This is a genomic window from Methylobacterium sp. 1973, assembly GCF_040545035.1.
In the GTDB taxonomy this organism is placed as follows: domain Bacteria; phylum Pseudomonadota; class Alphaproteobacteria; order Rhizobiales; family Beijerinckiaceae; genus Methylobacterium; species Methylobacterium fujisawaense.
Genome location: NZ_JBEPLA010000002.1, coordinates 621,146 through 646,904, shown reverse-complemented (window position 1 = coordinate 646,904; position 25,759 = coordinate 621,146). Strand labels below are relative to the sequence as shown.

Sequence of the window (25,759 nt, the reverse complement as noted above, 5' to 3'; positions counted from 1 at the left end):
GATCTGCTCTTCGCTGAACCGGCTCTTCTTCATCGTCCGTCTCCTGATCGACGGACTCTAGCTTCAGAATGAGGGCAGACCAGGGGGCAAGGTCACACTCGATAGATTTTTCAGCGGAGGAGCGATATACTTGCGCGAGGTTGATCCAGGACCATGCCCTACAATCGCGTCAATCTGAGGCTCAGGTATGTCAACGCCCGAGGCTATGGTCTTGAAGGTATGCCGCCATCCATGGTTCGGATCAACATTTGCGTCTAGGCGCGTTTCCCGCCGTATCCAGCGCGCCACATCCTTGCTCACTATCTCAGGTGGGCTCGTTCCCTCTCCTCGACGCTTTCTTCTCTCGTTGAAGAATAGGGCTCCGAGACCTGATTGTTCGACGAAATTTAGAAATCCAATTTCAATCAAATGCTCGTGAAGAGGAACCGTGCGGATTTCGTTGGTTTTCGTCCCGTTGATGGTCATCACCCAAATATTATCCTCACGGCGAATATCGCTGCGTCGCAAAGCGGTCAGCTCACTTATCCGCGCTCCGGAATAAGCCGCAAGCCAAGGACACCAACGTCGAGCGGCCGCGAGTTTCGGATAACTTGGATTTAAATCAACACTCGATGCCAGGTTTAATATTTCAATGATCTCAGAATGATAAAACGTCCTTTCTCGAATTTTCTTCTGCCGCTCTTCTTCTAGTCGGACTTTGGTCGCTGGATTATTTTGGACCACAAAATCTGCCGGCTGTGTCTTGCCCCATTCAAATACAGCTTTTACGTTGGCAATATCACATCTATTGATTGAGCGAGCAGATACCCCATCAACATTCAACCGATGCTCTGCCCAACTATATATATCCCGGCTAGTTAAAGCATTGATATCTCGATCTCCCACAAACGCGGAGAGTGAACGGAAAGTCGAAGTAAATCTTTTTCTTGTGTTTACTGTCGGTTTTTTTCGCTTTTCCAGCCAAAGATTAAAGAGGGCGTCTACAGTTAGATGCTTCCTCAGATCGTCAACGGCACCCTTTGAAGCTTCGTAAGCTGGGTAGCGATCGGCCGCGGGATCGGGCCGGAAATCGCCCTTGGCATTGCGGCCTAGGAATTCGGCTGCTTGGCGCATCGCCCCGTAGATCTCCCGAAGCAGCAGAGCGCGGCTAGCTTCGTCAATGCGCAGGCCTTGCAGCTGAAGGAGCGCATCGGCTTGGACTCCGAATCCCGCCTCTAAAAGGGGTAGGGGAACCTCCCGAGGATCCTCGTGCCCAGCCAAGGCGGCCGTGGTGCCCTGCGCTTCAAGGAGAGACACGAACTCCGCGCGAGCCGCCTCGAAAGTGACACTCCCGTTCAGCTGGTGTCCTGCATCTTCTGCGGTCTCGACGACCTTCAGGATGAAGCGGCTGCGGTCGTTTTCCAGCGCCCGGACCGTCGCATGGTACGCGCGGCCAGCCAGCATCATGATCTCTTTGTGCGTGAGGCTGACTAGACCGTTCCGAACGGAAGCCAAGAAGCGCTTGAGGGCGGCGTCCGCCTCAGCGTGCCGCACCTTGGCGATGTGCCTATCCCTCGTCCGCAACGACACCTGGACCATCGAACCGATGGTCACAACAGCAGCCTCTTCGCCGATCGCCAGGGTCAAGCGCTGCCCCTTGGCGCGGGCCAAGAGGTCGCTAGGGACGCGCTGTCGTAGGTAGTAGGTGCCAGTCTCAGGGTGCAGCCAAGGACGCGCCATCGGAAGTGCCATGTGTGAAGCCGCCGTGTGAAAGGGAGCGGCCCTAAGTCGTTATGGCACTGTGACGTTTTGCGCTGAATGAGATTTTAATGGTGCTGCGAGAGAGGATTGAACTCTCGACCTCTTCATTACCAATGAAGTGCTCTACCACTGAGCTACCGCAGCAGGTGACCGGGGCGCCCCCGCGGGGGGCGTGTCCGTCCGGCCGAGTGGGGCCATAACGGATCGCCGCAGCGTTGGCAACGCCGTGTTGCGCTTCCGCGCATTTTACGTGCGCGATGCGGCCCGGATCAGGGCGGCGAGGCCCGGCTCGGAGACCGCCTCGGCGGCTTCCACCGGCGTGAACCAGCGCAGGTCCCGTTGACGTGCCTCGGGAAAGTCCTTGAGCTGCTTGCGCACCTCGAGGGGAAAGACCTTCACTTGGCACAGGACGGTGTCGAGGTTCCTCAGGCGCTTCTGGTAGAGGTAGAAGCCGATCGGACGCTTGCCGACCGCACCGCGCAGGCCCGCCTCCTCGTAGGCCTCCCGCGCGGCCGCCTCGAACGGCTTGCGCCCCTTCATCGGCCACCCTTTCGGGATGACCCACCGACGGCTTTCCCGCGACGTCACCAGCAGGATCTTGGGCTGGCCATCCCGCCCGCGCCGGAACGGCAAGGCTCCCACCTGCCGACGCGGCTCCCCGTCATCGTCGTTGAGGGTCATGGTCGCACCGCGCGAGGCGGAAGGCTGCCCCGACCCGGCGTCATCGACGCCGCGTGCGGGCTCTGTGCAGTCTGGCGGATGATCGGACCCTCGGTCGACGGCTCTGAGCACACGCTATAGGGCGAGCCGGCACATTCAACTGCCAGTAGACGAACGGCGCGACCTCTCCGTGAAGTCGCGCCGGTCCTGTCATGATCTGCGGGGATGATCGGCGCTTGGCGCGGCCGGTCATCCCATCCGACGAACGGCGCGATCCGCCGATCCCGGCGGCAGCGCTGCGGCCGCCATCCCGGCCGAGACCGGATCGGCGCCGGCGGTCTTCGCGCTGGCTGCCTTCGCCGGCAGGACGGTGGGTACAGGCACCGGCGTTCCCGGTCCGGTGGCGACCGCTGCAGAGGCCGATGCAGAAGACAGTGCAGAAGCCGACGGGGCGACCGATCCGGGGACGGGCGCAGAGGGGCGCGTCGCGGCCGGGACGAGGGCCGGGGCGGTCGACTCCGCTTCCGGCTCCACCGCGGGTGCGGCGGCTAGGGTGTTCGGCGGCTCGCGCCACGTGAAGGCGTCGAGGCGCCCGGTCACCGGCGAGACCGGCGCCCAGGTTTCGGTGGCGATGCCGTCGGCGATCCAGACGCGGTCGCGCGGGGCGCGGGCGGCCCGGGCCAGCCACTCGCGGGCCTGGCCGGAGGCGGCGCCGTGTTCGGCCTCCTCGATGGCCGCCATCATCAGGCAGGCGCGGGCGGTCGGCCGGTCGGTGAGCAGGGGCTTCACGGCCTCGCGGGCCCGCTTGTAATCCCGCGCGTCGAGGGCGGCCTGCCCGAGGGCGAGCCGGGATTCGGGATCCCAGACGGACAGCTTCGCCAGGACCTCGGCGCGGGCGAGACGGTCGCGGACCGAATCGCCGGGCCGCAGCCCGAGATAGACCTTGGCGAGGTCGGGATGGGGATTGGCCTTCCAGGCCGCCTCGACGATCCGGGCCGCCTTCTTGACGTCGCCGCGGCGGGCGAGGAGGCGTCCGGCGATGCAGGCCGCCGGGACGAGATCGGGGGCGAGCTTGACCGCCTGCAGGATGCGCTCGGCGGCGAGTTCCGGCTCGCCGGCCTCGCGCTCGCCGGCGATCGCGGTCAGCAGCACGGCCCGCTGCCGCCGGGCGGTGGCCTTGTCGATCAGGCCGAGGGACGAGCGGCGCTCGATGGTCTCCAGGGCGGCGGCCCAGTCGCCGTCGGCGCTCTGCGCCTCGAGCAGGGCCTCGTTGGCCCAGGTGACGCTCGGGGCGAGGCGGGCGGCCTCGGTGGCGTAGGCGCGGGCGGCCGTCTCGTCCTCCCGGCGCCGGGCCTCCACGAACAGGCCGCGCAGGCCCAGGACCCGGGTCTCGGGATCGTCGACCATGCGCTGGAAGGCGCTTTCAGCGGCGTCCCGGTCGCCGGAGATCTGCGCGGCCTGGGCCTTGAGCAGCAGGGTCAGCGGCTCGGTGCCGAGGAGCCGCTCGGCGTCGCCCGCGAAGCGGCGGGCCGCCAGGGGATCGCCCGAGCCCACCGCCACCATGCCGCGGGAGAGGGCGGAGAGGCCCTTGGCGCGGCGCCGCTCGGCGGAGCCGCGGACCAGGGCCTCCGGCAGGCCGATGACGCCGCGCACGATCGCCCAGAGCACGCCCAGGACGATCGCCGCCGCGATCACCCCGACGAGGGCGACCGCGAGGCTGGTGCCGATCTGGTAGCCGTTCCAGACGACGGTGACGGTACCGGGCCTGTCGGCGATCCAGACCGCTCCGAAGGCGGCGAGTGCGAGCAGGGCCAGGAAGGCGAGGGCGCGCCACATGGGGTCAGTGTCTCCTGTCGGCGGCCGGCTGGCGGCCGTCGCGGGGGGCGGGAGGAGCGGGGCGCCTGCGCGTCCGCTCGGAGAGGGTGCGGCCGCGCAGGGCGCGGATCGGGTCCGTCACCGGACTAGCGCCCGGGGGCGGCCTGGGCCGGTTGGGCGGCGCCGACCGGCAGGGCCTTGAAGGCGCTGTCGAGGAGGGTGCGCACGGCCTGCTCGGCCTCGGCCCGGGCCTTCAGCTTGGCACCGAAATCGCCGGCCGGCTCCTGGGCCTCGGCCGGGAGCGCCGCGAAGGCCGCCGAGGCCGTCGTCAGGTCGCCGCGGTCGAGGGCCGCCTGGACCTTGCCCTCCGGAGCGTCGGAAGCCTCGGGGGCGGGCGCGTCGGCCTTGCGGATCTGCACGAGACCGTCGGCCATGCTGAGGAGCTTGGAGCGGAAATCCCCGGTCTCCGCGGCGCTCTTGGCCCGCTGCGCCTGCCGCTTGGCCGCGATCCGCTCGGCGATCGGCCGGAACGTGTCGGCGAGATCCGCCGCCGAGGGCGCGCCGCCCTCGGCGAAGGGGGCGAGGGCCTTGGCCTGCGCTTCGGTGCCCGGATCGAGCTTGCGCAGGGTCGCCAGCGGCTCCGCATAGGCCGTGCCGGATTCCAGGGCGGCCGCCACGCGATCGGCGACCACGACCCGGAGAGCCGCCTGGACGGTGCTGGCCTCGGCGCGCTGCGCCACACTCTTGTCCAGCGCAGCGATCTGATCGGCCTGCTCCTGCAGACGCCGATCCACCGCCTTCGCGGACTCGGCGGCCTGGGTCTGCCCCGCCTCGGCGGCGGTGCGGCTCGCCTGGGCGGCGGCCTGGACCGCCTCCGTGGCCGCCTTCACCCGCGCGTCGAGGGCCTGTTGCAGCGCGTCGAGGCGTTGACCGAGCGCCGCGTCGGCCTCGGCATTCGCCTTGGTCTTCTGCTCCACCTCACCCTGCAGCGCCGCGATCTTCCGGGACGCGTCCTCGGCCGCCCCCTTGTCGCCGCCAGCGTCCTCCACCGCCTTCAGGCGGGTCTCGAGATCGGCGATCTGCTTCGCGTTGTCCTGGACCACGCCGAGCTTCGCGCCCGCCGACTGGTCCCGGCCCGGCTCCTGGCCGGGCTCCTCCTGAAGCGCGGCGACGCGTTGGTCGAGGTTGTCGAGGCGGGCGATGAGATCCGGCGGCACGGCCGGCGCCGCACCGGAGGCCTGGCCGTCCGTCGCGGCCGCCGGCGCCGCGCCGGCCTTGTCCAGGGCCTGCTTGGCGCTCGATTCCGCGGTGGCGACGCGCTTGTCGAGGGCCGCCAGCGCATCGCGCGGGGCCAACCCGTCGAGACGTTTGTCAAGGGACGCGATCTGGCTGGAGAGCCGTTGATCCAGGGCGTTCAGGCGCGGATCGGGACCGATCCCGGCCTTCTCGGCACCGAACAGCAGGCCGGCGCCGATCACGCCGCCGAGCAGCCCGGCAGCGGCGATCGATCCAAATCCGGCCCGCGCCCGGGCAGACGATCCAGCCGCAGGTCTGGCCGGATCGACGGAGGCCGCCGCGGGGATCGGCCCCTTCGGCGCCTCCTTGCCATCCCTCGGGGCATCCTTGGAGGCATCCTTGAAGGTGTCCTTGGCCGCATCCTTGCCGGCCGACGGCGGATCGGAGATGCGCTTGGCCTTGAGGTCGATGATCGGACCGGCCGTCACCGCACTGGCGGCCGCCGGACCCGCGGCACCCGAAGCGGGACCGCCCGGACGGGGACCGCCCTGGGGGCCGGTGCCGGGCTGGGCGGCCTTCGGATCGGCCGTCGCCCCGGTGGCCGCCGACGCGGTGGTGGAGGCCGTCGACGACGATGCCGTTGCCGACGACGAGGTGGTCGTGCCCGGCTTCGTCTCGATCCTATCGGACCCGGCCTTGAGCGCATCGGGCTTGGCGCCGGGCGGCTGGGCGGCCGGGCCGGACGTCGGCTTCAGGCCGTCGGTACCGGGCCCAGGCTTGACGCCGTCGGGGCGGGCGTCGCTCGTGCCGGGCTTGGTGGACACGACGGGCTCGGTCGCCGGCTTGGGCGGTGTTCCGAGCGGGGATCCCTGCGGTCCCTTCACGGTCTCGGCCGGACCCGAGGCACTCGGCTTCGCACCGGCGGCGGTGGACGCCGAGGATGTCGAGGCCGACGCCGAGGCGGTGGACGCCGATGTCGCGGGCGACCGGGACGCGCCCCCGGGCGGCAGGGACGATCCGGGCTTGCCGGGCGCGGCGTCCGGCTTCCGACCGCCGGGACCGGGCTTGTCGGCGTCGCTGGGTGGTGGCGTCACGGGCAAGTCCTCCAACTCTTCGGCGTCGCCGCGCCCCCCTAGCACCGCGGCGGCGCCGGGCGCGAGGGCGAGATACGGCGGCCCGGCCTCCCTGTCACCGCACGGCTAACCCGGTGGCGGCGCCAGGGCGTCGAGCAGATCCGCTTCGCGCGGGCGTGTCGCGACGAAATGGACCGGAACACCGGCGGCTTCCAGGGGGGCCGCGACATCCGACGATAGGCAGTAATGCCCCAGGCGGCGGAAAGCTCCGCCATGACCCGATCCATCCGCGAGGGCGAGGGCGACGGCGGCGCTGCGCCGGGAATAGTGAAGGGCGGCTTCGAGGTGTCCCGCGGCGAGCTCGAGACCCACCGCCTGCGGGAGCGTCCGCAGCGGCTCGGCCCGGTAGGCGACGAAGGTGGTGACCCGGAACCCCGCGGCCATCAGCGTTGCCGCCGGCTCCGGCTTTCGCTCGGCCCCGGTCGCGTGGAGAAGGGATTCGCCGGGCGCCAGGGCATCCGCCACCAGGGCGGCGAGGCCGGCGGCATCGCCCGGCCCCTCGCGCACGGGACCGAGGCCGGCCGCGCGTGCCAGCGCAGCCGTCCGCGCACCGACGGCGAAGACCGGGAGACCGCGCAGGGGCGGCGCGTCCCGGATCGCCGGCACCGCGTTGGCGCTGGTCAGGAGCAGGGCGGCGAAGGGTCCCGCGGGCGGTGCCGCCGCGGTCGGCCGCACCGCCAGAACGGGCGCGACGAGCGGCGCGTGGCCCTGCGCCGCCAGGGCCGCTCCGGTCCGTGTCGCCCCCGGCTCGGGCCGTGCCACCCAGATGCGCACGGGCTAGGTGTCCAGCGAGAGGCGGACGCCGTGCTGCGCGGTGCCGCCGGGGGCGAGCAGACGCTGCGAATCGCGCTCGGCGAGGTCGCCCGCGAAATCCGACCAGTCGGCGTAGCCGGTCCAGCATTCCAGCGACAGGAACGGCGCGGTGGGCTTGGTCCAGACCGCCAGATGGGGAAAATCCGCCATCTCCATGCGGATCGCCCGTCCGGGGCCGGTGAAGCGCATCCAGCGGCTGCGGGCGTTCCGGAACACGAAGGCCTCGGTGAAGAGCGCCGGATCGAGGGGCAGCGTGTCCCCGGCGAGGGGGATCGGCTGCTCGTCGCGCAGCAGCAGGCCGCCCGGGCCGACCTGGGGCGCGAAGGGCCGCTCCGCCTGCTCGAAGGTCACCGCGTAGCCGCCGTCCCGGGCGCGGGTGCCCCCCGCGAAGGGCCACGGGAAGGCCGGGTGGAAGCCGAGGGCGTAGGGCAGGGGGACGTCGCCGGGATTGGCGACGGTCACGTCGAGGTCGAGACCCGCCGGACGGACCCGCGCGGTGATATCGAGGCGGAACGCGAAGGGATAATGCGCCCGCGTCTCGGGCCCGTCGGTCAGGCGCAGGGTCACCGCGTCGGCGCTCCGGTCGACCACCGCGAAGGGCAGGTCGCGGGCGAAGCCGTGCTGGGCCATCGGGTAGCGCTCCGACCCGACCGTCACGTGCCCGCCTGCAGAGGCGCCGACGACCGGGAAGAGCCAGGGGGCGTGCCGGTTCCAGTGCTCGGGATCGCCGCTCCAGAGATACTCGGTCCCGCCGACCCGCCAGGAGACCGGCTCGGCCCCGTGCGTCGCGAGGGTCGCGGTTGTGCCGTCCGGTGCGGTCAGCTCGATGCGCGTGGTCACGGTGCTCTCCCGATCTGCCTCGGAGAGCCGAGGTAACGGAGGCGGGGCCGGACGCAAGGGGCCAGCAAGGGGCCAGCAAGGGGCGGCTCACGCCGCCGTGCCGAGCCCCGGCAGGACCGCCTCGGGCGGCCCGGAGGCGACGATCCGGCCCGCCTCCAGCACGTGGACCGCGTCGGCGCCCTCCAGGGTCGACAGCCGGTGGGCGATCAGGATCAGCGTCCGCCGGCCCGACAGGGCGCGGAGTGCCCGCATCACGGCCGACTGCGTCTCGTCGTCGAGGGCGGAGGTCGCCTCGTCGAACACGATGACGTCCGGGTCGTGGTAGAGCGCCCGGGCGATGCCGATGCGCTGGCGCTGGCCGCCGGACAGCCGGGCCCCGCGCTCGCCGACCCGCTCCGCGTAGCCGTGGGGCAGGGCGGCGACGAAGTCGTGGGCGCCGGCGAGCCGCGCCGCCCGCTCGACGGCGGCGAGGTCCGGCGCGTCGAGGCCCAGGGCGATGTTCTCCGCCACGGTGCCGTCCACCAGGAACACCTCCTGCGGGACGTAGCCGATCCGGTTCTGCCAAGCGGGCAGGGTCCCGGCATCGAGGGGGCGGCCGTCCACGGTGATCCGCCCGGCGGTCGGGCTCAGGACGCCTAGGATCAGTCCGGCGAGCGTCGACTTGCCCGAGCCGGTCCGCCCGGCGAGGCCGACCGTGGTGTTGACCGGGATCGTCAGGTCGATCCCGGCGAGGGCCGGACGCCCGGTACCGTAATCGAAGCCGAGACCCTCGAGCCGGATCGCCCGGGCGAAGGGCAGCCTGTCCGCGGTGCGGGGCAGGGGCTCCCGCTCGTCGGCGAGTTCGTCGACGATGACCCGCACCGCCGGCAGGGTGAAGCGCATCAGCGCCACCGAGGTGAAGATGTTCTGGAAGGCCGGCAGCATGCGGTAGCCCGCAAAGGCGAACAGGCCGAGGAGCGGCAGGATCCCGGCGACGTCGAGACCCTGGGCGAGCGCGAACAGCACCACCACGATCACCCCGCCGAAAGCCAGGGCCTCGATGACGAAGCGCGGCATCTGGCCGGTGAGCTGGCTCGCCGCGGTGGCGAGGGCGTAGGCCCGGGCCGGGGCGTCGAACCGAGAGGCGAACGCCTCCGCGCGCCCGTAGAGCTTCAGCTCGGTGAGCGCCCCGAAGGTCTCCTGCACGATCCGGAAGCGGGCCTCGTTGTCGGCGACGGTGCGGCTGCCCAGCCGGGCGAGCCGGGCGCGCATCACGAGGTAGATCCCGACATAGAGTCCGCCGAAGCCGCCCCCGAGGATCAGCGCGAGCTGCGGCGCGTAGGCCAGCAGGAAGGCGATCACCGCGAGTGCCGAACTCGCCCGCGAGGCGAGCACCGTGGCGGGCGTCAGCGCGCCGATCACCAGCCGGTCGGTCTCCGACAGCACGTTCTTGGCAAGCTCGGCGCTGTTGGCTTTCGCGAAGAACAGCCGCTCCCGGTCGAGGTAGCGGAACAGCAGCCGCCGGCTGAAGCCGTAGCCGGCCAGATGGGTGAACCGGAGCTGCGCGTAGGTCAGCCCGGCATTCACCAGCGCGGTGACGAGGATCGCCGTAAGCGCCGCGCCGCCGGTGACCAGCAGGAAGCTGCGCTCGTCGGTCAGGCCGAGGACGCTCCGGGCCTGGGCCAGATAGGGGACCCGGGTCGCCGCCGACGGATCCCCGACCAGCGTCAGGAACGGGATCACCGCGGCGACGCCCACGACCTCCAGCAGCGCCGCCACCGCGAGCCCGAGGGCGATCAGGGCGAGGCGCCGCCGGTCGGCGGCCCGCATGGCCCGGACGAGGTCGATCAGCGCGCGCATGGCGTCGCGGGTGTCAGCGGGACGGCTCGCATGGTCGGCCGGGCTTAAGCGCGCCGTCCCGGCCTGTCCACGCCGGGGCTCAGCCGAGCTTCTTGAGGGAGCCGAGATCCACGTCGCCGTCCTGGCTGGTGAAGGTCAGGGTCTTGGCGGTCCCGTCCGCCTGCGCGACGCCGCCGATCCGGTGGTCGCCGCTGTCGTAGGTCGAGACCTGCCCGTCGCGGTCGATCAGCAGGCGGCGCTTGTCGGGGAAGAAGGCATATTTCATCCCGTTCTGCGCGCCGCTGGTCGCGGGCTCGCCGAGATCCTTCGGCCACCAGGGCTCCATGCCCTTCATCGGTTCCATGGGCTTCATGGGTTCCATAGGCTTCATCGGTTCCATCGGCTTCATCGGTTCCATGGCGCGCACCTCCTGCCGGTCGAGAGACAGGAGGACGCGGCAGGAGAGGAAGGGTTGCATGCGTCCCGCCCGCCGCGGCGGACCTCACAGCGGCGGGAGGCCCGGCGCCGGCCGCTTGCGCACCTGACCGTCGAAGCCGACATGGAGCTGCTGCTCGCGCCCGTCCCGGTCCTTGGCGGCCACCTCCAGATGACGCGGACCGCGGCCCGTGACCCGCACGTCGCTGTAGCCCGCCGCCTGGACCGATGCGGTCAGGGCGGCGGTGTCGAGCTTCGGCCCGAGACCGAGCCGGTCCTTGGCCCAGTCCAGGCTCCCCGTCGGCGGACCGCCCGCCGGCCCGAGCAGCAGCGTGCGCCCGTCCCCGTGGGTCAGGATCCGGGCATGCAGGAAGCCGGTCTCGAAACGGCCCTGCACCGTCACGGTCTCGCCCTTGGCGACGAGGCCGCCGTCCTCGCCCTCGCGACCCGTCTCCACGAGCGCGCGCCCGGTCCCGTCCTGCACCACGAACTTGTTGCCGAAGATCTCCGCGACCTCGCCCTTGATGGCCGTCGCGCCCGAGGGGGCCAGGGCCTGGATCGCCACCGGCGCGACCGGCGTCGGCTGGAACGGCGTTCCCTGCGCCAGGGACAGGCCGACGGCACCGAGCGCCAGCGGCAGCGCCACCGCGCCGACCACCCAGGTCCGTCGCGGGATCGCCTTCGACGCCGGCGCGGCGGCTTCGGGCTCGCGGATCTCCCGCGCGGTCCCGTCGATGGTCTTGTCGTCGCTCATAATCTCATCCTCTGAAAGGGTCCGGATCCGCTCGATCCGATGCCCCTTCGTAAGGCGCCGCCGGCAATCCGGTCTGAACCGCGCGGTTCAGGCCCGGTTAAACGCGCCGCCCTAGAGCGCCTCGTGTGGAACCCGTGCGCGTTCAAAGGCTTGGCAGCGGGCGCTGATGCGGGCCGGCAGCTCGGCGCCCGCGTGGCCGTCCCGGCGGCCCAGGTGAGACAACGGCCCTAAGTCCTGGCGGCGGCAGGGTTCGCGGCCGCGGGTGAAATCAGCCGGATGCCCGGCGCATCGCTCCGGCGGCGGTCGAAACCGGCCATCGGTGGCCAGACGGGGAGATCAGACGCGTGAAGATCCTGCTGGTGGAGGACGACGCGGCCCTCGCGGCGGAGGTCGCCAAGGTCCTGCGCGCCGAGAATTTCGTGCTCGACCACGCCGCCACCGGCGAGGACGCCCAGCATCTCGGCGAGACCGAGGGCTACGATGCCGTCGTGCTCGATCTCGGCCTGCCGAAGGGCGACGGCGTCTCGGTGCTGCGGGCCTGGCGCGGGGCCGGGCGGACCCTGCCGGTGCTGGTGCTCACCGCCCGGGACGGCTGGAGCGACAAGGTCGCGGCCTTCAAGGCGGGGGCGGACGATTACCTCGTCAAGCCGGTCCGGGTGGAGGAGCTGGTGATCCGCCTGCGCGCCCTCGTCCGCCGGTCCCAGGGCGGCGGGGCGAGCCGGATCACTTGCGGCCCCCTGAGCTTCGATCCGGGGCTCGGCGCCTTCGAGCACGAGGGCCTGCCGCTCAAGCTCACCGGCCTGGAATGGCGGGTCCTCTCCTGCCTGATGCTGAACCGCGAGACCGTGGTGCCGCGCCTGCACCTGATCGAGCGGGTCTACGAGGGCGACGCGGACGTGGACTCGAACTCCGTCGAGGTGATCATCACGCGGCTGCGCCGGAAGATCGCGCCGGCCCGGATCGAGAGCGTGCGCGGCCACGGCTACCGCCTGCACGCGGAGCCCGCCTGATGGCGGAGGCGACGCAGCGGCGCTCGCTCCGCACACGCCTGCTGACCGCGGCCCTGGTGCTGGTGCTGGCCGCCCTGGTGGTGGCGGGCCTCGCCATCGGGGTCATCCTGCACCGGTTCGTGCGCGGGCAGCTCGACGGCCGCCTCGACGCGCAGATCGTGGCCCTGCGCGCGGGGCTCGAGGCCGGGATCCTCCCGCAGACGCTCGACGCACCACCCTTCGACCGGCCCGGCCCCGGCTGGGCCTGGGAGGTGCGCCGGGGCCCAGAGACGATTCGCTCCGGCTCCCTGCGGGGCGGCGACATCCGCCTGTCCGACCCCGGTCCGGACGACGATCCGGGCCGGCCGCATCCGGCATCCGGCACGGGGCCGCACGGCGAGCCCCTCATCGCCCGGGTCCTGGTCGTGCCAGGGCCCGAGCCCGCGACGATCGTGGCGGCGGCGCCGGAGGGAGAACTGCGCGGGCCGCTGCGCGAGGCACTGACCAGCCTCGCGGTGGCGCTGGGCATCCTCGGCCTTTGCCTGCTCGCCGGTCTGGCGGTCCAGGTACGCCTCGGCCTCGCGCCGCTGACGCGCCTGCGCGCGGACCTCGCGTCGGTCCGGGCGGGGCGGCGCGAGCGCGTGCCGGCGGACCAGCCCGCCGAGATCGCGCCGGTGGTGGCGGAACTCAACGCCCTCCTCGATCAGAACGCGCAGAACCTCGAACGCGCCCGCGGCCACGTCGCCAACCTCGCCCACGCCCTCAAGACGCCGCTCGCCACCCTGTCGATGGCGCTCGCGGAGCCTGCCCGCGACCCGGACGGGGCCCTGCGCCGGCAGGTGGACGACATGGACCGGCGGGTGCGGCACCACCTCCGGCGCGCCCGGGCCGCGGCCCTGGCGGGATCGGCCCGGGGCCGCACGGCCCTGGCGCCCCGGCTCTCGGACCTGCGGGCTGCGCTCACCCGCATCTATGCCGAGAAGGGCGTGGCGATCGACCTCGACGTCCCAGAGGCCCTGTCGGTCCCCTGCGAGGGCCAGGATCTCGACGAGATGCTCGGCAATCTCGTGGACAATGCCTGCCGCTGGTGCCGGAGCCGCGTGCGGGTCTCCGCGACGGCGCGCGACGGCGGTGTGTCCCTATCGGTGGAGGATGACGGGCCCGGCCTCGACCCGGCGGCGGCCTCCGCCGTCATGGCGCGGGGCCGCCGTCTCGACGAGGGCGTGCCGGGCCACGGCTTCGGGCTGCCGATCACCCTGGAACTCGCCGAACTCTACGGCGGCGGCCTGAACCTCGGACGGTCCGAACTCGGCGGCCTGCGGGCGGACCTGGTTCTCCCGGCCTGACCGGGAACGCTCAGCCCAGCGCCTCCCGCAGGATCGGGCGGATCCGCGGATCGGCGCAATGGGCGACGTTGAAGCGCATGTAGCCGTTCCAGGCATCCGACAGGCTGAACGAGGTTCCCGGCGCCAGCACCATGCCGCGGGCGAGCGCCCGGCGGGCGACATCGGCCCCGTCGCGCCCGTCCGGCAGGCGCATCCACAGGAAGAAGCCGCCCCGGGGCTGCGCCCAGGTCTCCAGGCCGCAGGCGCGCAGCTCCGCGGCGGCCTGCACCATCGCGCCGGCGAGCCGGCGGCGGGTCTCGGCGAGGTGCCGCCGGTAGGCGCCCTCGGTGATGAGCGCATGCACCAGCGCGGCCGTGATGTGTCCGTTGCCGAGGCTGAGAGCCAGCTTGAGGTCGACCAGCGGCTCGACCCAGTCGGCCCGGAGCGCGATCCAGCCGCAGCGCGCCGCCGCCGACAGGGTCTTGGAGAAGCTGCCGATCTGGATCACCCGCTCCAGCCCGTCGAAGCCCGCGAGCCGCGGAGCCGCCTCGGGTTCGAGGTCGCCGAAGATCTCGTCCTCCACGATCAGCGTGTCGTGGGCCTCGCACAGCTTCAGCAGGCGGTGCGCCACGGTGGGCGCGAGGCTCGCCCCCGTCGGGTTCTGGAGGGCGGCGTTGGTCAGGTAGAAGCGCGGCCGGTGCTGCTCCAGCAGCGTCGCGAGCGCCCGCAGGTCCGGCCCCTCCGGCGTGATCGGCACGCCGACCACCGCGACGCGCTGTGCGCGCAGCAGCGCCAGGAAGTTGAAATAGCAGGGATCGTCCACCAGCACGGTGTCGCCGGGCTGGAGCAGGAAGCGGCAGACGAGGTCCAGCGCCTGCGTGGCCGATTCGACCAGCACGATCTGGTCCGGCTCGGCGCCGACGCCCTTCTCGCCGATCTTGCGGGCGATCTGGTGGCGCAGGGGCGCGTAGCCCAGGGGCCGGTCGTAATTGGTCATCTCGGCGAGGTCGGCCCGGGCCACCCGGCGCAAGCCCCGGCGGATCGCCTCGTGGGGCATCCAGGAATCGGGCAACCAGCCGGCCCCGGGCTTCAGCTGATCCGAGCCGGCCTGCTGCGCCTGCCGGGTAATCCAGAGCGGGTCGACGATCCGGTCGAGCCGCGGCCCCATCGCCTGGAGCGAGAGCGGCCGCGTCTTGCCGGCGACGTAGAAGCCAGAGCCCGGCCGCGCCACCACGGCGCCCTCGGCGGCGAGGCGCTCGTAGGCTTCCACGACCGTGGATTTCGAGACGCCCATCGTCTCCGCAAAGGCCCGCACCGACGGGATCCGCACGCCCGGAACCAGCCGCCGCGCCGCGATCCGTTCCCGGATCTCGCCGACCACGGCCTCGACGCGCGTCCCGGGACTTCTGACTGCGACCGCCATCCGTACTGCTCTTTCGTCCGGACAATTCTTCGTAACCGTACCGAAGTGTTCCTGTCGCCGCCAGCCCCGCGGCGCCAGGATCGCCCCGCCCCGGAACGATGGAGGAGGGGATCCATGAACCCATGCATGACCGAAACCGCCACCCTCGAGGCCCGGACCGGGCGGCTCGCCCGGATGGCCGGAACCGTCCTCGCCCTCGCCGCCGAGATCCGCGCCGGCCTGTCGCGGGCGGCCATGAACCGCCGCGTGCTCCACCGCCTGTCGACCCTGTCGGACCGGGAGCTGAAGGATATCGGGTTGACGCGCCAGGACGTGGCGGATGCCTGCGTTCCGGGCACCGGCGACGCGATCCATCGGCTGATCGGCCGCCGCGACGAGCGCCGCCAGGCACGGGGGGCGGCGCGGCGGTGGTGACGCGGCCGCGTGCGGCGTAGGATCCGCCCATGACGCTGCGCGACGGGCTCGCCGCAATCCTGGTGGTCACGATCCTCGGGCTGGCCTTCGTGGCCATCAAGGCCGGCCTCGAGACGGTGCCGCCGCTGATGCTGTGTGCCCTGCGCTTCGGCTTCGCGGCCCTGCCGGCGGCGCTGGTGATCCGGCCGCCCCGGGCCCCCATGGCTCTGGTGGCCGGATTCGGGCTCGCCCTCGGGGTCGGCCAGTTCGGGCTGCTCATGACCGCCATCCGCTTCGGGATGCCGGCCGGGCTGTCGTCGCTGCTGATCCAGGTCCAAGTGCCGCTCACCGTGGCGCTCGCCTGGGCGGTGCAGAAAGAGCGCCCGCGCGGCCTTCAGGTGGTGGGGGGCGGGATCGCGCTCCTCGGCGTCGCCGCGGTGGCGCTCGAGCGGAGCGGGGGCGCCCCGCCGGGCCCATTGCTCCTGGTCGTCGGCGCGGCCCTGTCCTGGGCCTGCGCGAACGTCATCGTGAAGCGGATCGGCCGGGTCGACATGCTGGCGCTGATGGTCTGGGGCAGCCTCGCCACCACGCCGCCGCTGCTGATCCTGTCGCTGATCATCGAGGGACCGGGCGCCCTGGCGGCGCTGGCACATCCGAATTGGGCGGCGGTCGGATCGGTCGCGTTCCAGGCCTACCCGACGACGCTCCTCGCCTTCGGTCTCTGGAACGGGCTCCTGACCCGCTACCCGGCGGCCGCCGTGACGCCCTTCGCCCTGCTGGTGCCGGTGGCCGGCATCCTGAGCACACATCTCGTCCTGGGCGAGCCGCTGAGCGCCGACATCCTGGTCGGTGGCAGCCTCATCCTGGTCGGGATCGCGTTGAGTCTCAGGGGCGGCCGGTCCGCCGTCCGGTCCTCGGGGCGGAACGCCCTCGGCCCCGCGGCGGATGCTCCGCAGCCCTGACGTCAAAGTCGCGCCGCACGCGCCGCGCAGACTTGCCGCTCATGGCAAGCGTCGTCGCTCTTGCGAGATCGGACCGACAAATGTTGAAGAAGGGACGTGGCGCGGGCGACGGGGCTCGAACCCGCGACCTCCGGCGTGACAGGCCGGCACTCTAACCAACTGAGCTACGCCCGCACGGCGTGGTCGCTTCGGAGGGGGCGTTTTGCCCGGCGACGGGGCGGGGTTTATGGGGCGCTTCGGGCCCTGTCAAGCGCATCCGGCGCGGATTCGCATGCGCGTCGCCCCAGGAACGCGGCGAGGCACCCCGACTCGGGGCCTGCGCGCTTCCGCCGTGTTGCGCCAGCGCCGCGCAAGCCCATCTTGGACATGACTGACAAGACGGCTGACAGCGCGCTTTGTGCGACGCGACAAGCCATTGTCACGGGCCGGCGGCTCGACTAAGCCTCCGGCCGCGCGCATCCTGGCATAAGAACAATTCCACGGGCGGATCCGGGTCGGCGTCGCACCGCGGTTTCACTCCTCTCGCGAGGCCCTGGCATGACCGGATTGTTGGCGGATTACCTGCCGCTCATCGTGTTCATCGGCGTGGCGCTGTTCATCGCCACCGCGCTGCTGGTCGTCCCCTTCCTGGTCGCCTTCAAGAGCCCCGATCCCGAGAAGCTTTCGGCCTACGAGTGCGGCTTCAACGCGTTCGACGACGCCCGCATGAAGTTCGACGTGCGCTTCTACCTTGTCGCCATCCTGTTCATCATCTTCGACCTCGAGGTCGCGTTCCTCTTCCCCTGGGCGATCACCTTCGGGGATCTGGGCTGGTTCGGCTTCTGGTCGATGATCGTCTTCCTGGGCGTGTTGACCGTCGGCTTCGTCTACGAGTGGCGCAAGGGCGCCCTCGAATGGGATTGATGCCCCGCCGCTCGCCGCCCGCATTGCATTCCTGAGTCGCCGATGGCCCTGATCACCGACACGAACCGCGCCCTGTCCCGCGCCCCCGCGATCGCGCCCCAGCCGAAGGGGATCATCGATCCCAACACCGGCCGTCCGATCGGCGCGGACGATCCGACCTTCCTGTCGATCAGCGACGAGTTGGCCGATCGGGGCTTCCTGCTGACCACCACGGACGAGCTGATCAACTGGGCCCGCACCGGCTCGCTGATGTGGATGACCTTCGGCCTCGCCTGCTGCGCGGTCGAGATGATGCAGATGTCGATGCCGCGCTACGATTGCGAGCGGTTCGGCTTCGCGCCCCGCGGCTCGCCCCGCCAGTCCGACGTGATGATCGTCGCCGGCACGCTGACCAACAAGATGGCCCCGGCGCTGCGTAAGGTCTACGACCAGATGCCGGAGCCCCGCTACGTCATCTCCATGGGTTCCTGCGCCAACGGCGGCGGCTACTACCACTATTCCTATTCGGTGGTGCGCGGCTGCGACCGGGTGGTGCCGGTGGACATCTACGTGCCCGGCTGCCCGCCCACCGCCGAGGCGCTGCTCTACGGCGTGCTGCTGCTGCAGAAGAAGATCCGCCGGACCGGCACGATCGAGCGCTGAGGAGCGGCCATGACGAACGGCATCTCGATCCTGCCCCATACCCAGCCGGCCTACGGCGCCGATGCCGTCGCGGCCTTGGCCGAGCGGGTCACCGGCGCCCTCGGGCCCGCGGTGGTGTCCCACACCATCGCGTTCGGCGAGCTGACGCTGGTGGTCCAGGCCTCCGACATCGTCTACGCGCTGACCTACCTGCGCGATGATCCGGCCTGCGCCTTCCGCAACTTCATCGACATTTGCGGCGTGGACTACCCGCAGCGCGAGAAGCGCTTCGACGTGGTCTATCACCTGCTCTCCCTGCGCCATAACCTGCGCATCCGGGTGAAGGTGCAGACCGACGAGGTGACCCCCGTCCCGTCGGTGATCGAGGTGTTCCCCGCCGCCAACTGGTACGAGCGCGAGACCTACGACCTCTACGGGATCCTGTTCTCGGGCCATCCCGACCTGCGCCGCCTGCTCACCGATTACGGCTTCGAGGGGCATCCCCTGCGCAAGGACTTCCCGCTGACCGGCTTCGTCGAGGTCCGTTACGACCAGGACCAGGCGCGGGTGGTCTACGAGCCGGTCCAGCTGACGCAGGAATTCCGGAACTTCGACTTCTTGTCCCCGTGGGAAGGCACCGACTACGTGCTGCCGGGCGACGAGAAGACGTCGGCATGAGCCGCGGAGACCGCCCGTGACCGAACACAACATCCGCAACTTCGCGATCAACTTCGGCCCGCAGCATCCGGCGGCGCACGGCGTGCTGCGCCTCGTGCTGGAACTCGACGGCGAGGTGGTCGAACGCGTTGATCCGCATATCGGGCTGCTCCACCGGGGCACCGAGAAGCTCATCGAGTACAAGACCTACCTGCAGGCGACGCCCTATTTCGACCGGCTCGACTACGTGTCGCCGATGAACCAGGAGCACGCCTTCTGCCTGGCGATCGAGAGGCTCGCTGGGATCGAGGTGCCGCGCCGCGCGCAGCTGATCCGCGTGCTGTTCTGCGAGATCGGCCGCCTGCTGTCGCACCTCCTCAACGTCACCACGCAGGCGATGGATGTCGGCGCCCTCACGCCCCCGCTCTGGGGCTTCGAGGAGCGCGAGAAGCTGATGATCTTCTACGAGCGGGCCTCCGGCGCCCGGCTCCACGCCAACTACTTCCGGCCCGGCGGCGTCCACCAGGACCTGCCGCCGAAGCTGATCGACGACATCGACGCGTTCTGCGACCCGTTCCTGCAGGTCGTCCAGGATCTCGACGACCTCGTCATGGCCAACCGCATCTTCAAGCAGCGCAACGTCGATATCGGCATCGTGTCGGTGGACGAGGCGATGGAGTGGGGCTTCTCGGGCGTGATGGTGCGCGGCTCAGGGATTCCCTGGGACCTGCGCAAGGCGCAGCCCTACGAGTGCTACGAGGAGATGGAGTTCGACATCCCCGTCGGAAAGAACGGCGACACCTACGATCGCCAGGTGATCCGCATGGAGGAGATGCGCCAGTCCGTGCGCATCATGAAGCAATGCGTCGCCAAGCTGCGCGAGCCCGCCGGCCAGGGGCCGATCGCCTCGGTCGACGGCAAGTTCGCCCCGCCGCCGCGTCGGGAGATGAAGCGCTCGATGGAGGCGCTCATCCACCACTTCAAGCTCTACACCGAGGGCTTCCACGTGCCCGAGGGCGAGGTCTACGCCGCCGTGGAAGCGCCGAAGGGCGAGTTCGGCGTCTATCTCGTGTCGGATGGAACCAACAAGCCGTATCGCTGCAAGATCCGCGCGCCGGGCTTCGCGCATCTTCAGGCGATGGACTGGATGTGCCGCGGGCACCTGCTGGCCGACGTGTCCTGCGTGCTCGGCACGCTCGACATCGTGTTCGGCGAAGTGGATCGGTAAGTTAGAGCGATGGCAAACCGCAGACTCGCCCCCGCCTCGGAGCAGCCCGAGAGCTTCGCGTTCTCCCCCGAGAACGCCGAGTGGGCCAAGACCCAGATCGCCAAGTACCCGGAAGGCCGTCAGGCCTCCGCGGTGATCTCGCTCCTGTGGCGGGCGCAGGAGCAGAACGGCGGCTGGCTGCCGCGGGCGGCCATCGAGGCGGTGGCGGCCGAGCTCGGCATGCCGAACATCCGCGTGCTGGAGGTGGCCACCTTCTACACGATGTTCGCTCTCGAGCCCGTGGGTCGCTTCTGGATCCAGGTCTGCGGCACGGTGCCGTGCGATTCCTGCGGCGCGCGGGGTCTCAAGGAGATGCTGCAGGCCCGGCTCGGCCCCCCCGGCCACGTCTCGGCGGACGGCACCTTTTCGTGGCTCGAGGTCGAGTGCCTGGGCGCCTGCTGCAACGCGCCGATGGTGCAGATCAACCAGGACTACTACGAGGACCTGACGCCCGAATCCCTCGGCCAGCTGATGGACGACCTCGCCGCCGGACGGCCCGTGAAGGTCGGCTCGCAGACCGGGCGCGTCTCGTCCGAGCCCCAGGGCGCCGTGAACACGCTCACCGACCCGACCCTGTTCGACGGCTCGCGCGTCGGCGCGTGGCGCAAGCGCTTCGAGGAGGCCGGAAAGGTCGAGACGCCGGCCGCCCAGACCGGCGAGGCGGCCTCCGGAACGCAGCAGGCAGCCGAGAACCCGAAGCCGGCGCGGCCCGATGCCGGCCGGCCGATCGAGCGTCCGGCCTCCGACGCGCCGGCCCAGCGCGCCGCCAACGGCGAGACGCCGGTCAAGGCGGAGGATCGCGCCGACGCGGCCGAGCGCGGCCGGTCCACCGCGAAGCACGGCTCCGCCCGGCCGGGCGACGCGGACGTGCTCGATTCGCCGGCCAAGCGTGTCGCCGAGGGCGAGCCCGCCGCCGGCGACCAGGGCCATCAGGACGTGCCGGCGCGCGACGCCGTCCCGCAGCAGCCGGAAGCGTCGGGCGCCAGCGCGGGCGAAGTCGCGGCCGAGGCCGAGGAAGCCCGCATCGCCGGCGCCCTCGCGGCCCTGCCGAAGGATGCGAGCCCGGAGCAGAAGGCCGACGCCGTGGGCAAGCGCCCGCCGGGCCTCGACGCCGCCCGCGCCGGGAAGCCGGACGATCTGACGCGCATCACGGGCGTCGGCCCGGGCAACAGCCAGCGCCTGAACGGGCTCGGCATCTACCATTTCGACCAGATCGCCGCGTGGTCCCGCGACGAGATCACCTGGGTCGGCACCTACCTCGCGTTCCCGGGTCGCATCGACCGGGAGAACTGGGTGGGGCAGGCCAAGGCCCTGTCGGCGCCGGCTCAGTGAGGACCTGACATGCTGTCGGATCAGGATCGCATCTTCACCAACCTCTACGGGCTCCACTCGCCGGGCCTGGACGCCGCCAAGAAGCGTGGCGCCTGGGACGGGACCAAGTTCCTGCTGGAACAGGGCCGCGACTGGATCATCGAGGAGATGAAGGCCTCGGGCCTGCGCGGCCGCGGCGGCGCGGGCTTCCCCACCGGCCTCAAATGGTCGTTCATGCCCAAGAAGTCCGACGGGCGCCCGCACTACCTCGTGGTCAACGCCGACGAGTCGGAGCCGGGCACCTGCAAGGACCGGGAGATCATGCGGCACGACCCGCATCTCCTGATCGAGGGCTGCATGCTGGCCTGCTTCGCGATGAACGCGCATGCCTGCTACGTCTACATCCGCGGCGAGTACGTCGCCGAGAAGCACGCCCTCCAGAAGGCCGTGGACGAGGCCTACGCGGCCCGCCTCGTCGGCCAGTCGAACGTGCACGACTACCCGTTCGACATCTACGTCCACCACGGCGCCGGCGCCTATATCTGCGGCGAGGAGACCGCGCTCATCGAGAGCCTGGAGGGCAAGAAGGGGATGCCGCGGCTGAAGCCGCCGTTCCCGGCCAATATGGGCCTCTACGGCTGCCCCACGACGGTGAACAACGTCGAGTCGATCGCGGTCGCCGGCACGATCCTGCGCCGGGGCGGCGCGTGGTTCGCGGGCCTGGGCGGCAAGAACAACACCGGCACCAAGCTCTTCTGCGTCTCCGGGCACGTCAACAAGCCGTGCAACGTCGAGGAGGAGCTGGGCATCACCTTCCGGGAGCTGATCGACCGTCATTGCGGCGGCATGCGCGGCGGCTGGGACAATCTTTTGTGTTCCATCCCGGGCGGTTCCTCAGTCCCCCTTGTTCCCGCGGAACAAATCATCGACGCGAAGATGGATTTCGACACCCTGCGCAACCTCGGCTCCGGCCTGGGCACGGCAGCGGTGATCGTGCTCGACAAGTCCACCGACATCGTCGCGGCGATCACCCGGATCTCGTACTTCTACAAGCACGAATCCTGCGGCCAGTGCACGCCGTGCCGGGAGGGCACGGGCTGGATGTGGCGGGTGATGCAGCGCATGACCGAGGGCCGCGCCCAGAAGCGCGAGATCGACATGCTGTTCGAGGTGACCAAGCAGATCGAGGGTCACACGATCTGCGCGCTGGGCGACGCGGCGGCCTGGCCGATCCAGGGCCTGATCCGGCACTTCCGCCCCGAGATCGAGAAGCGCATCGACCGCTACACCGCGAACCCGCACAGCGAGCCTGTGCCGATGGCTGCGGAGTAAAGGCGCTATGCCGGTGTCCAACCCACAGCCTCAGCCTGAGATGCCCGCGTCGGCGGGCCTCGCGGGAGGCCTCCCGAGATCGCGAGGCGGGCTGGACATCTCCTTCGAGGCTCGGCTGCGCCTCGCACCTCAGGATGAGGGTGCGGGTGGGATCCGGCCTCGTGCGTTTGGGCCAGTTTACGAGACGATCCGATGACAAAAATCCTCGTCGACGGCACCGAGGTTGACGTCCCCGCCGATTACACGCTGCTCCAGGCCTGCGAGGCCGCGGGGGCCGAGATCCCGCGCTTCTGCTTCCACGAGCGCCTGTCGATCGCCGGCAATTGCCGCATGTGCCTCGTCGAGCTGAAGGGCGCGCCCAAGCCCGTGGCCTCCTGCGCCTACGCGGTGAAGGATTGCCGCCCCGGCCCGAACGGCGAGCCGCCGGAGGTGCTGACCCGCTCGCAGGGGACCAAGAAGGCCCGCGAGGGGGTGATGGAGTTCCTCCTCATCAACCACCCCCTCGACTGCCCGATCTGCGACCAGGGCGGCCATTGCGACCTGCAGGACCAGGCCATGGCCTACGGGGTCGATTCGACCCGCTACACGGAGAACAAGCGGGCGGTCGAGGAGAAGCATATCGGCCCGCTGGTGCGGACCGCGATGAACCGCTGCATCCACTGCACCCGCTGCGTGCGCTTCCTCGCCGAGGTGGCGGGCGTGCCCGACCTCGGCGCCATCGGCCGCGGCGAGGACATGGAGATCACGAGCTACCTCGAGCAGTCGATGGCCTCGGAGCTTCAGGGCAACGTCGCCGATCTCTGCCCGGTCGGCGCGCTCGTGCACCGGCCGCAGAGCTACAACGTCCGGCCGTGGGAGCTGAACAAGACCGAGTCGGTCGACGTGATGGACGCGGTCGGCTCGGCGATCCGCATCGACACCCGCGGCCGCGAGGTCATGCAGATCGAGCCGCGGATCAGCGAGGAGATCAACGAGGAGTGGATCTCCGACAAGACCCGCTACCACATCGACGGGCTGCGGATGCAGCGCCTCGACCGGCCGTACCTGCGCGAGAACGGCCGGCTGCGGCCCGCCTCCTGGGGTGAGGCGTTCCAGGCCATCGCCGCCAAGGTGAAGGGCGCGGATCCGAAGCGCATCGGCGCCGTGGTCGGCGATCTCGCGGGCGTCGAGGAGATGTTCGCGCTCCGCGAGCTGATCAAGAGCCTCGGCACGCCGAACCTCGATTGCCGCCAGACCGATGCCGGGCTCGACCCGGCGCTCGGCCGCGCCTCCTACATCTTCAACCCGACCATTCCGGGCATCGAGGCGGCGGACGCGATCCTGATCGTCGGCGCCAACCCGCGCACCGAGGCCTCGCTGCTCAATGTCCGCATCCGCAAGCGCTGGCGCATGGCGCCGCTGGCGGTGGGCGTGATCGGGGAGCCGGTCGATCTGACCTATCCGAGCCATTATATCGGCGCCAGCCCCGACTCGTTGGCGGCGCTCGCCCGCGGCGAGCACAGCTTCCTCGACGTCCTCAAGGAAGCCAAGGCGCCGCTCGTCCTCGTCGGCGCCCATGCCGAGCCGGGCGTCCTGGCCGCGGCGGCGTCGCTGGCGAAGTCGATCGGCGCGATCTCGGCCGAGTGGAACGGCTTCGGCGTGCTGCACACGGCCGCGGCCCGCGTCGGCGCGCTCGATCTCGGCTTCGTGCCGGGGGAGGGCGGCCTGACCTTCGCGCAGATGCTGGAGCCGGGCGCGCTGGACGTCCTGTTCAACCTCGGCGCCGACGAGCGCGACGTCGCCCCGGGCGCCTTCGTGATCTACCAGGGCAGCCATGGCGACCGCGGCGCCTCCCGCGCCGACGTGATCCTGCCGGGGGCCGCCTACAGCGAGAAGTCGGCGACCTGGGTGAACACGGAAGGCCGGGTCCAGATGGGCAACCGCGCCGCGTTCCCGCCGGGCGACGCCCGCGAGGACTGGGCGATCCTGCGCGCCCTGTCGGACGTCCTCGGCAAGCGCCTGCCCTTCGATTCGCTCACCGCGCTCCGCCAAGCGCTCTATGCCGCCCACCCGCATTTCGCGGCGATCGGCGCCGTGGAGCCGGGCGACGTCGTGGAGGCGGCGGAGAAGCTGATCCGTCTCGGCAGCGCGACCGGCGGGCCGGCCTTCGCTTCGCCCGTGACCGACTTCTACCTCACCAACCCGATCGCCCGCGCCTCGCGGATCCTCGCCGAGTGCTCGCGCCTTGCCCGGGAGCGCGCCGCAGAGGCACAGCCCCTCGCGGCGGCCGAGTAGGAGCCCACCGATGACGTCGCTCGAAATCCTCGGGACCGTGCTCCTGATCGTGCTGAAGAGCTTCGTGCTGCTCTCGGCGCTCCTCGTCTTCATCGCCTATGCGCTGCTCGCCGACCGGAAGATCTGGGCGGCGGTGCAGCTTCGGCGCGGGCCGAACGTGGTCGGACCCTTCGGCCTGTTCCAGTCCTTCGCCGACCTGATCAAGTTCGTGCTCAAGGAGCCGGTGATCCCGGCCGGGGCCAACAAGGCGATCTACCTGCTGGCGCCGCTGGTCTTCGCGATGCTCGCCCTGTCGAGCTGGGCGGTAATTCCGCTCGCCGACGGCTGGGCGATCGCCGACATCAATGTCGGCATCACCTACATCTTCGCGATCTCGTCGCTCGGGGTCTACGGCGTCATCATGGGCGGCTGGGCGTCGAACTCGAAATACGCCTTCCTCGGGGCGCTCCGCTCGGCGGCGCAGATGATCTCCTACGAGGTCTCCCTCGGCTTCGTGATCATCTGCGTGCTGCTCTGCGCCGGCTCGCTCAACCTCTCCCGCATCGTGATGGCGCAGGACACGAGCCTCGGGATCTTCGGCTGGTACTGGCTGTGGCTGTTCCCGATGTTCGTGGTGTTCTTCATCTCGGCGCTCGCCGAGACGAACCGCCCGCCCTTCGACCTGCCGGAGGCCGAATCGGAACTCGTGGCCGGCTACATGGTCGAGTATTCCTCGACCCCGTACCTCCTGTTCATGCTGGGCGAGTACGTCGCCATCATGAGCATGTGCGCGCTCGGAACCATCCTGTTCCTGGGCGGCTGGCTCTCGCCGATCCCCTTCGCGCCCTTCACCTGGGTTCCCGGGGTGATCTGGTTCGTCCTGAAGGCGAGCTTCCTGTTCTTTCTGTTCGCGATGGTGAAATCCATCGTCCCCCGCTACCGCTACGATCAGCTCATGCGCCTCGGCTGGAAGGTCTTCCTGCCGATCTCGCTGGTCTCGGTTGTCGTCGTCGCCTTCGTGCTCAAGCTGACCGGCCTCGCGCCGGGCGCCTGAGCCCACCCGTCGAATCGGAGATCCG

The 25,759-nt window shown here is 70.7% G+C and carries 22 protein-coding genes and 2 tRNA genes; 12 read left to right on the top strand and 12 right to left on the bottom strand.

Features of this window, described 5'->3' with window-relative positions:
• Positions 1-63: 63 nt before the first annotated feature.
• The 10 genes from ABIC70_RS07065 to ABIC70_RS07020 form a co-directional block, all read right to left on the bottom strand.
• Positions 64-1,626 carry a tyrosine-type recombinase/integrase gene (locus ABIC70_RS07065; RefSeq protein WP_502915956.1) on the bottom strand — a complete coding sequence of 521 codons (1,563 nt, stop codon included), beginning with the start codon at positions 1,624-1,626 and terminating at the stop codon, positions 64-66.
• Between the two features lie 183 nt (positions 1,627-1,809).
• Positions 1,810-1,884, bottom strand: a tRNA-Thr gene (locus ABIC70_RS07060).
• Positions 1,885-1,986: 102 nt separating this feature from the next.
• Positions 1,987-2,421: an NUDIX hydrolase gene (locus ABIC70_RS07055; protein WP_043353036.1), complete on the bottom strand. Its 435-nt coding sequence runs from the start codon at positions 2,419-2,421 to the stop codon at positions 1,987-1,989.
• 228 nt (positions 2,422-2,649) lie between these two features.
• Positions 2,650-4,236, bottom strand: a complete 1,587-nt coding sequence (locus tag ABIC70_RS07050; protein ID WP_354439251.1) for a heme biosynthesis protein HemY — start codon at positions 4,234-4,236, stop codon at positions 2,650-2,652.
• A gap of 125 nt (positions 4,237-4,361) precedes the next feature.
• Positions 4,362-6,275 carry a translation initiation factor 2 gene (locus ABIC70_RS07045; RefSeq protein ID WP_354439250.1) on the bottom strand — a complete coding sequence of 638 codons (1,914 nt, stop codon included), beginning with the start codon at positions 6,273-6,275 and terminating at the stop codon, positions 4,362-4,364.
• Positions 6,276-6,650: 375 nt separating this feature from the next.
• A complete protein-coding gene (locus ABIC70_RS07040) occupies positions 6,651-7,358 on the bottom strand; it encodes a uroporphyrinogen-III synthase (RefSeq protein WP_354439249.1) in 708 nt (235 codons plus the stop codon).
• Between the two features lie 3 nt (positions 7,359-7,361).
• On the bottom strand, positions 7,362-8,237 hold the full coding sequence (locus ABIC70_RS07035) for an aldose 1-epimerase family protein (protein WP_354439248.1): 876 nt from the start codon (positions 8,235-8,237) through the stop codon (positions 7,362-7,364).
• A gap of 87 nt (positions 8,238-8,324) precedes the next feature.
• Positions 8,325-10,076: an ABC transporter ATP-binding protein gene (locus ABIC70_RS07030; protein WP_053608508.1), complete on the bottom strand. Its 1,752-nt coding sequence runs from the start codon at positions 10,074-10,076 to the stop codon at positions 8,325-8,327.
• A 79-nt stretch (positions 10,077-10,155) separates the two neighbouring features.
• Positions 10,156-10,533: a hypothetical protein gene (locus tag ABIC70_RS07025; protein WP_274927345.1), complete on the bottom strand. Its 378-nt coding sequence runs from the start codon at positions 10,531-10,533 to the stop codon at positions 10,156-10,158.
• Between the two features lie 24 nt (positions 10,534-10,557).
• Positions 10,558-11,244 (bottom strand): DNA-binding protein, encoded by a 687-nt coding sequence (locus ABIC70_RS07020; protein ID WP_043356205.1) that lies wholly within the window; start codon positions 11,242-11,244, stop codon positions 10,558-10,560.
• A 344-nt stretch (positions 11,245-11,588) separates the two neighbouring features.
• Here ABIC70_RS07020 and ABIC70_RS07015 point away from each other — a divergent pair, with 344 nt between their 5' ends.
• Both ABIC70_RS07015 and ABIC70_RS07010 read left to right on the top strand, forming a co-directional pair.
• A complete protein-coding gene (locus tag ABIC70_RS07015) occupies positions 11,589-12,254 on the top strand; it encodes a response regulator transcription factor (RefSeq protein WP_043381882.1) in 666 nt (221 codons plus the stop codon).
• The gene (locus ABIC70_RS07010) at positions 12,254-13,579 is read left to right on the top strand and encodes a sensor histidine kinase (protein ID WP_354439247.1); all 1,326 of its coding nucleotides are present in this window, start codon (positions 12,254-12,256) and stop codon (positions 13,577-13,579) included. The genes ABIC70_RS07015 and ABIC70_RS07010 overlap by 1 nt, the downstream gene beginning before the upstream one ends.
• 10 nt (positions 13,580-13,589) lie before the next feature.
• Here ABIC70_RS07010 and ABIC70_RS07005 read toward each other — a convergent pair whose 3' ends face one another.
• A complete protein-coding gene (locus tag ABIC70_RS07005; RefSeq protein WP_043381887.1) occupies positions 13,590-14,981 on the bottom strand; it encodes an aminotransferase-like domain-containing protein in 1,392 nt (463 codons plus the stop codon).
• A gap of 126 nt (positions 14,982-15,107) precedes the next feature.
• Between ABIC70_RS07005 and ABIC70_RS07000 the strand changes: the two genes are divergently transcribed.
• On the top strand, positions 15,108-15,395 hold the full coding sequence (locus ABIC70_RS07000; protein ID WP_342030099.1) for a DUF1127 domain-containing protein: 288 nt from the start codon (positions 15,108-15,110) through the stop codon (positions 15,393-15,395).
• Positions 15,396-15,424: 29 nt separating this feature from the next.
• Positions 15,425-16,336, top strand: coding sequence for an EamA family transporter (locus ABIC70_RS06995; protein ID WP_354439246.1), 912 nt, complete (start codon positions 15,425-15,427; stop codon positions 16,334-16,336).
• A 97-nt stretch (positions 16,337-16,433) separates the two neighbouring features.
• On the opposite strand, the gene ABIC70_RS06990 is transcribed toward ABIC70_RS06995, so the two are convergent.
• Positions 16,434-16,510 (bottom strand) — tRNA-Asp (locus ABIC70_RS06990).
• Positions 16,511-16,873: 363 nt separating this feature from the next.
• Between ABIC70_RS06990 and ABIC70_RS06985 the strand changes: the two genes are divergently transcribed.
• From ABIC70_RS06985 to nuoH, 8 genes are all read left to right on the top strand, one after another.
• The gene (locus tag ABIC70_RS06985; protein WP_007560754.1) at positions 16,874-17,239 is read left to right on the top strand and encodes an NADH-quinone oxidoreductase subunit A; all 366 of its coding nucleotides are present in this window, start codon (positions 16,874-16,876) and stop codon (positions 17,237-17,239) included.
• A gap of 42 nt (positions 17,240-17,281) precedes the next feature.
• On the top strand, positions 17,282-17,881 hold the full coding sequence (locus ABIC70_RS06980) for a NuoB/complex I 20 kDa subunit family protein (RefSeq protein WP_043353985.1): 600 nt from the start codon (positions 17,282-17,284) through the stop codon (positions 17,879-17,881).
• Between the two features lie 9 nt (positions 17,882-17,890).
• Positions 17,891-18,538, top strand: a complete 648-nt coding sequence (locus ABIC70_RS06975) for an NADH-quinone oxidoreductase subunit C (protein WP_043381896.1) — start codon at positions 17,891-17,893, stop codon at positions 18,536-18,538.
• A 16-nt stretch (positions 18,539-18,554) separates the two neighbouring features.
• Positions 18,555-19,745: an NADH-quinone oxidoreductase subunit D gene (locus ABIC70_RS06970; protein WP_043353981.1), complete on the top strand. Its 1,191-nt coding sequence runs from the start codon at positions 18,555-18,557 to the stop codon at positions 19,743-19,745.
• Between the two features lie 9 nt (positions 19,746-19,754).
• On the top strand, positions 19,755-21,116 hold the full coding sequence (gene nuoE / locus ABIC70_RS06965; RefSeq protein WP_043757258.1) for an NADH-quinone oxidoreductase subunit NuoE: 1,362 nt from the start codon (positions 19,755-19,757) through the stop codon (positions 21,114-21,116).
• 9 nt (positions 21,117-21,125) lie between these two features.
• A complete protein-coding gene (nuoF, locus tag ABIC70_RS06960) occupies positions 21,126-22,427 on the top strand; it encodes an NADH-quinone oxidoreductase subunit NuoF (protein WP_043353978.1) in 1,302 nt (433 codons plus the stop codon).
• Between the two features lie 192 nt (positions 22,428-22,619).
• Positions 22,620-24,701, top strand: coding sequence for an NADH-quinone oxidoreductase subunit NuoG (gene nuoG / locus ABIC70_RS06955; protein WP_043757255.1), 2,082 nt, complete (start codon positions 22,620-22,622; stop codon positions 24,699-24,701).
• Between the two features lie 10 nt (positions 24,702-24,711).
• On the top strand, positions 24,712-25,734 hold the full coding sequence (gene nuoH, locus ABIC70_RS06950) for an NADH-quinone oxidoreductase subunit NuoH (RefSeq protein WP_043354215.1): 1,023 nt from the start codon (positions 24,712-24,714) through the stop codon (positions 25,732-25,734).
• The last annotated feature ends 25 nt before the right edge of the window (positions 25,735-25,759 follow it).

Coding starts and splice junctions, on each gene's coding strand:
- ABIC70_RS06980 (WP_043353985.1), top strand. CDS start 17,282: ATGGCCCTGATCACCGACACGAACCGCGCCCTGTCCCGCGCCCCCGCG.
- ABIC70_RS06985 (WP_007560754.1), top strand. CDS start 16,874: ATGACCGGATTGTTGGCGGATTACCTGCCGCTCATCGTGTTCATCGGC.
- ABIC70_RS07000 (WP_342030099.1), top strand. CDS start 15,108: ATGACCGAAACCGCCACCCTCGAGGCCCGGACCGGGCGGCTCGCCCGG.
- nuoG (WP_043757255.1), top strand. CDS start 22,620: ATGACAAAAATCCTCGTCGACGGCACCGAGGTTGACGTCCCCGCCGAT.
- ABIC70_RS06995 (WP_354439246.1), top strand. CDS start 15,425: ATGACGCTGCGCGACGGGCTCGCCGCAATCCTGGTGGTCACGATCCTC.
- nuoH (WP_043354215.1), top strand. CDS start 24,712: ATGACGTCGCTCGAAATCCTCGGGACCGTGCTCCTGATCGTGCTGAAG.
- ABIC70_RS07030 (WP_053608508.1), bottom strand. CDS start 10,076: ATGCGCGCGCTGATCGACCTCGTCCGGGCCATGCGGGCCGCCGACCGG.
- ABIC70_RS07050 (WP_354439251.1), bottom strand. CDS start 4,236: ATGTGGCGCGCCCTCGCCTTCCTGGCCCTGCTCGCACTCGCCGCCTTC.
- ABIC70_RS07055 (WP_043353036.1), bottom strand. CDS start 2,421: ATGACCCTCAACGACGATGACGGGGAGCCGCGTCGGCAGGTGGGAGCC.
- ABIC70_RS07025 (WP_274927345.1), bottom strand. CDS start 10,533: ATGCAACCCTTCCTCTCCTGCCGCGTCCTCCTGTCTCTCGACCGGCAG.
- ABIC70_RS07010 (WP_354439247.1), top strand. CDS start 12,254: ATGGCGGAGGCGACGCAGCGGCGCTCGCTCCGCACACGCCTGCTGACC.
- ABIC70_RS07020 (WP_043356205.1), bottom strand. CDS start 11,244: ATGAGCGACGACAAGACCATCGACGGGACCGCGCGGGAGATCCGCGAG.
- ABIC70_RS07005 (WP_043381887.1), bottom strand. CDS start 14,981: ATGGCGGTCGCAGTCAGAAGTCCCGGGACGCGCGTCGAGGCCGTGGTC.
- ABIC70_RS06975 (WP_043381896.1), top strand. CDS start 17,891: ATGACGAACGGCATCTCGATCCTGCCCCATACCCAGCCGGCCTACGGC.
- nuoE (WP_043757258.1), top strand. CDS start 19,755: ATGGCAAACCGCAGACTCGCCCCCGCCTCGGAGCAGCCCGAGAGCTTC.
- nuoF (WP_043353978.1), top strand. CDS start 21,126: ATGCTGTCGGATCAGGATCGCATCTTCACCAACCTCTACGGGCTCCAC.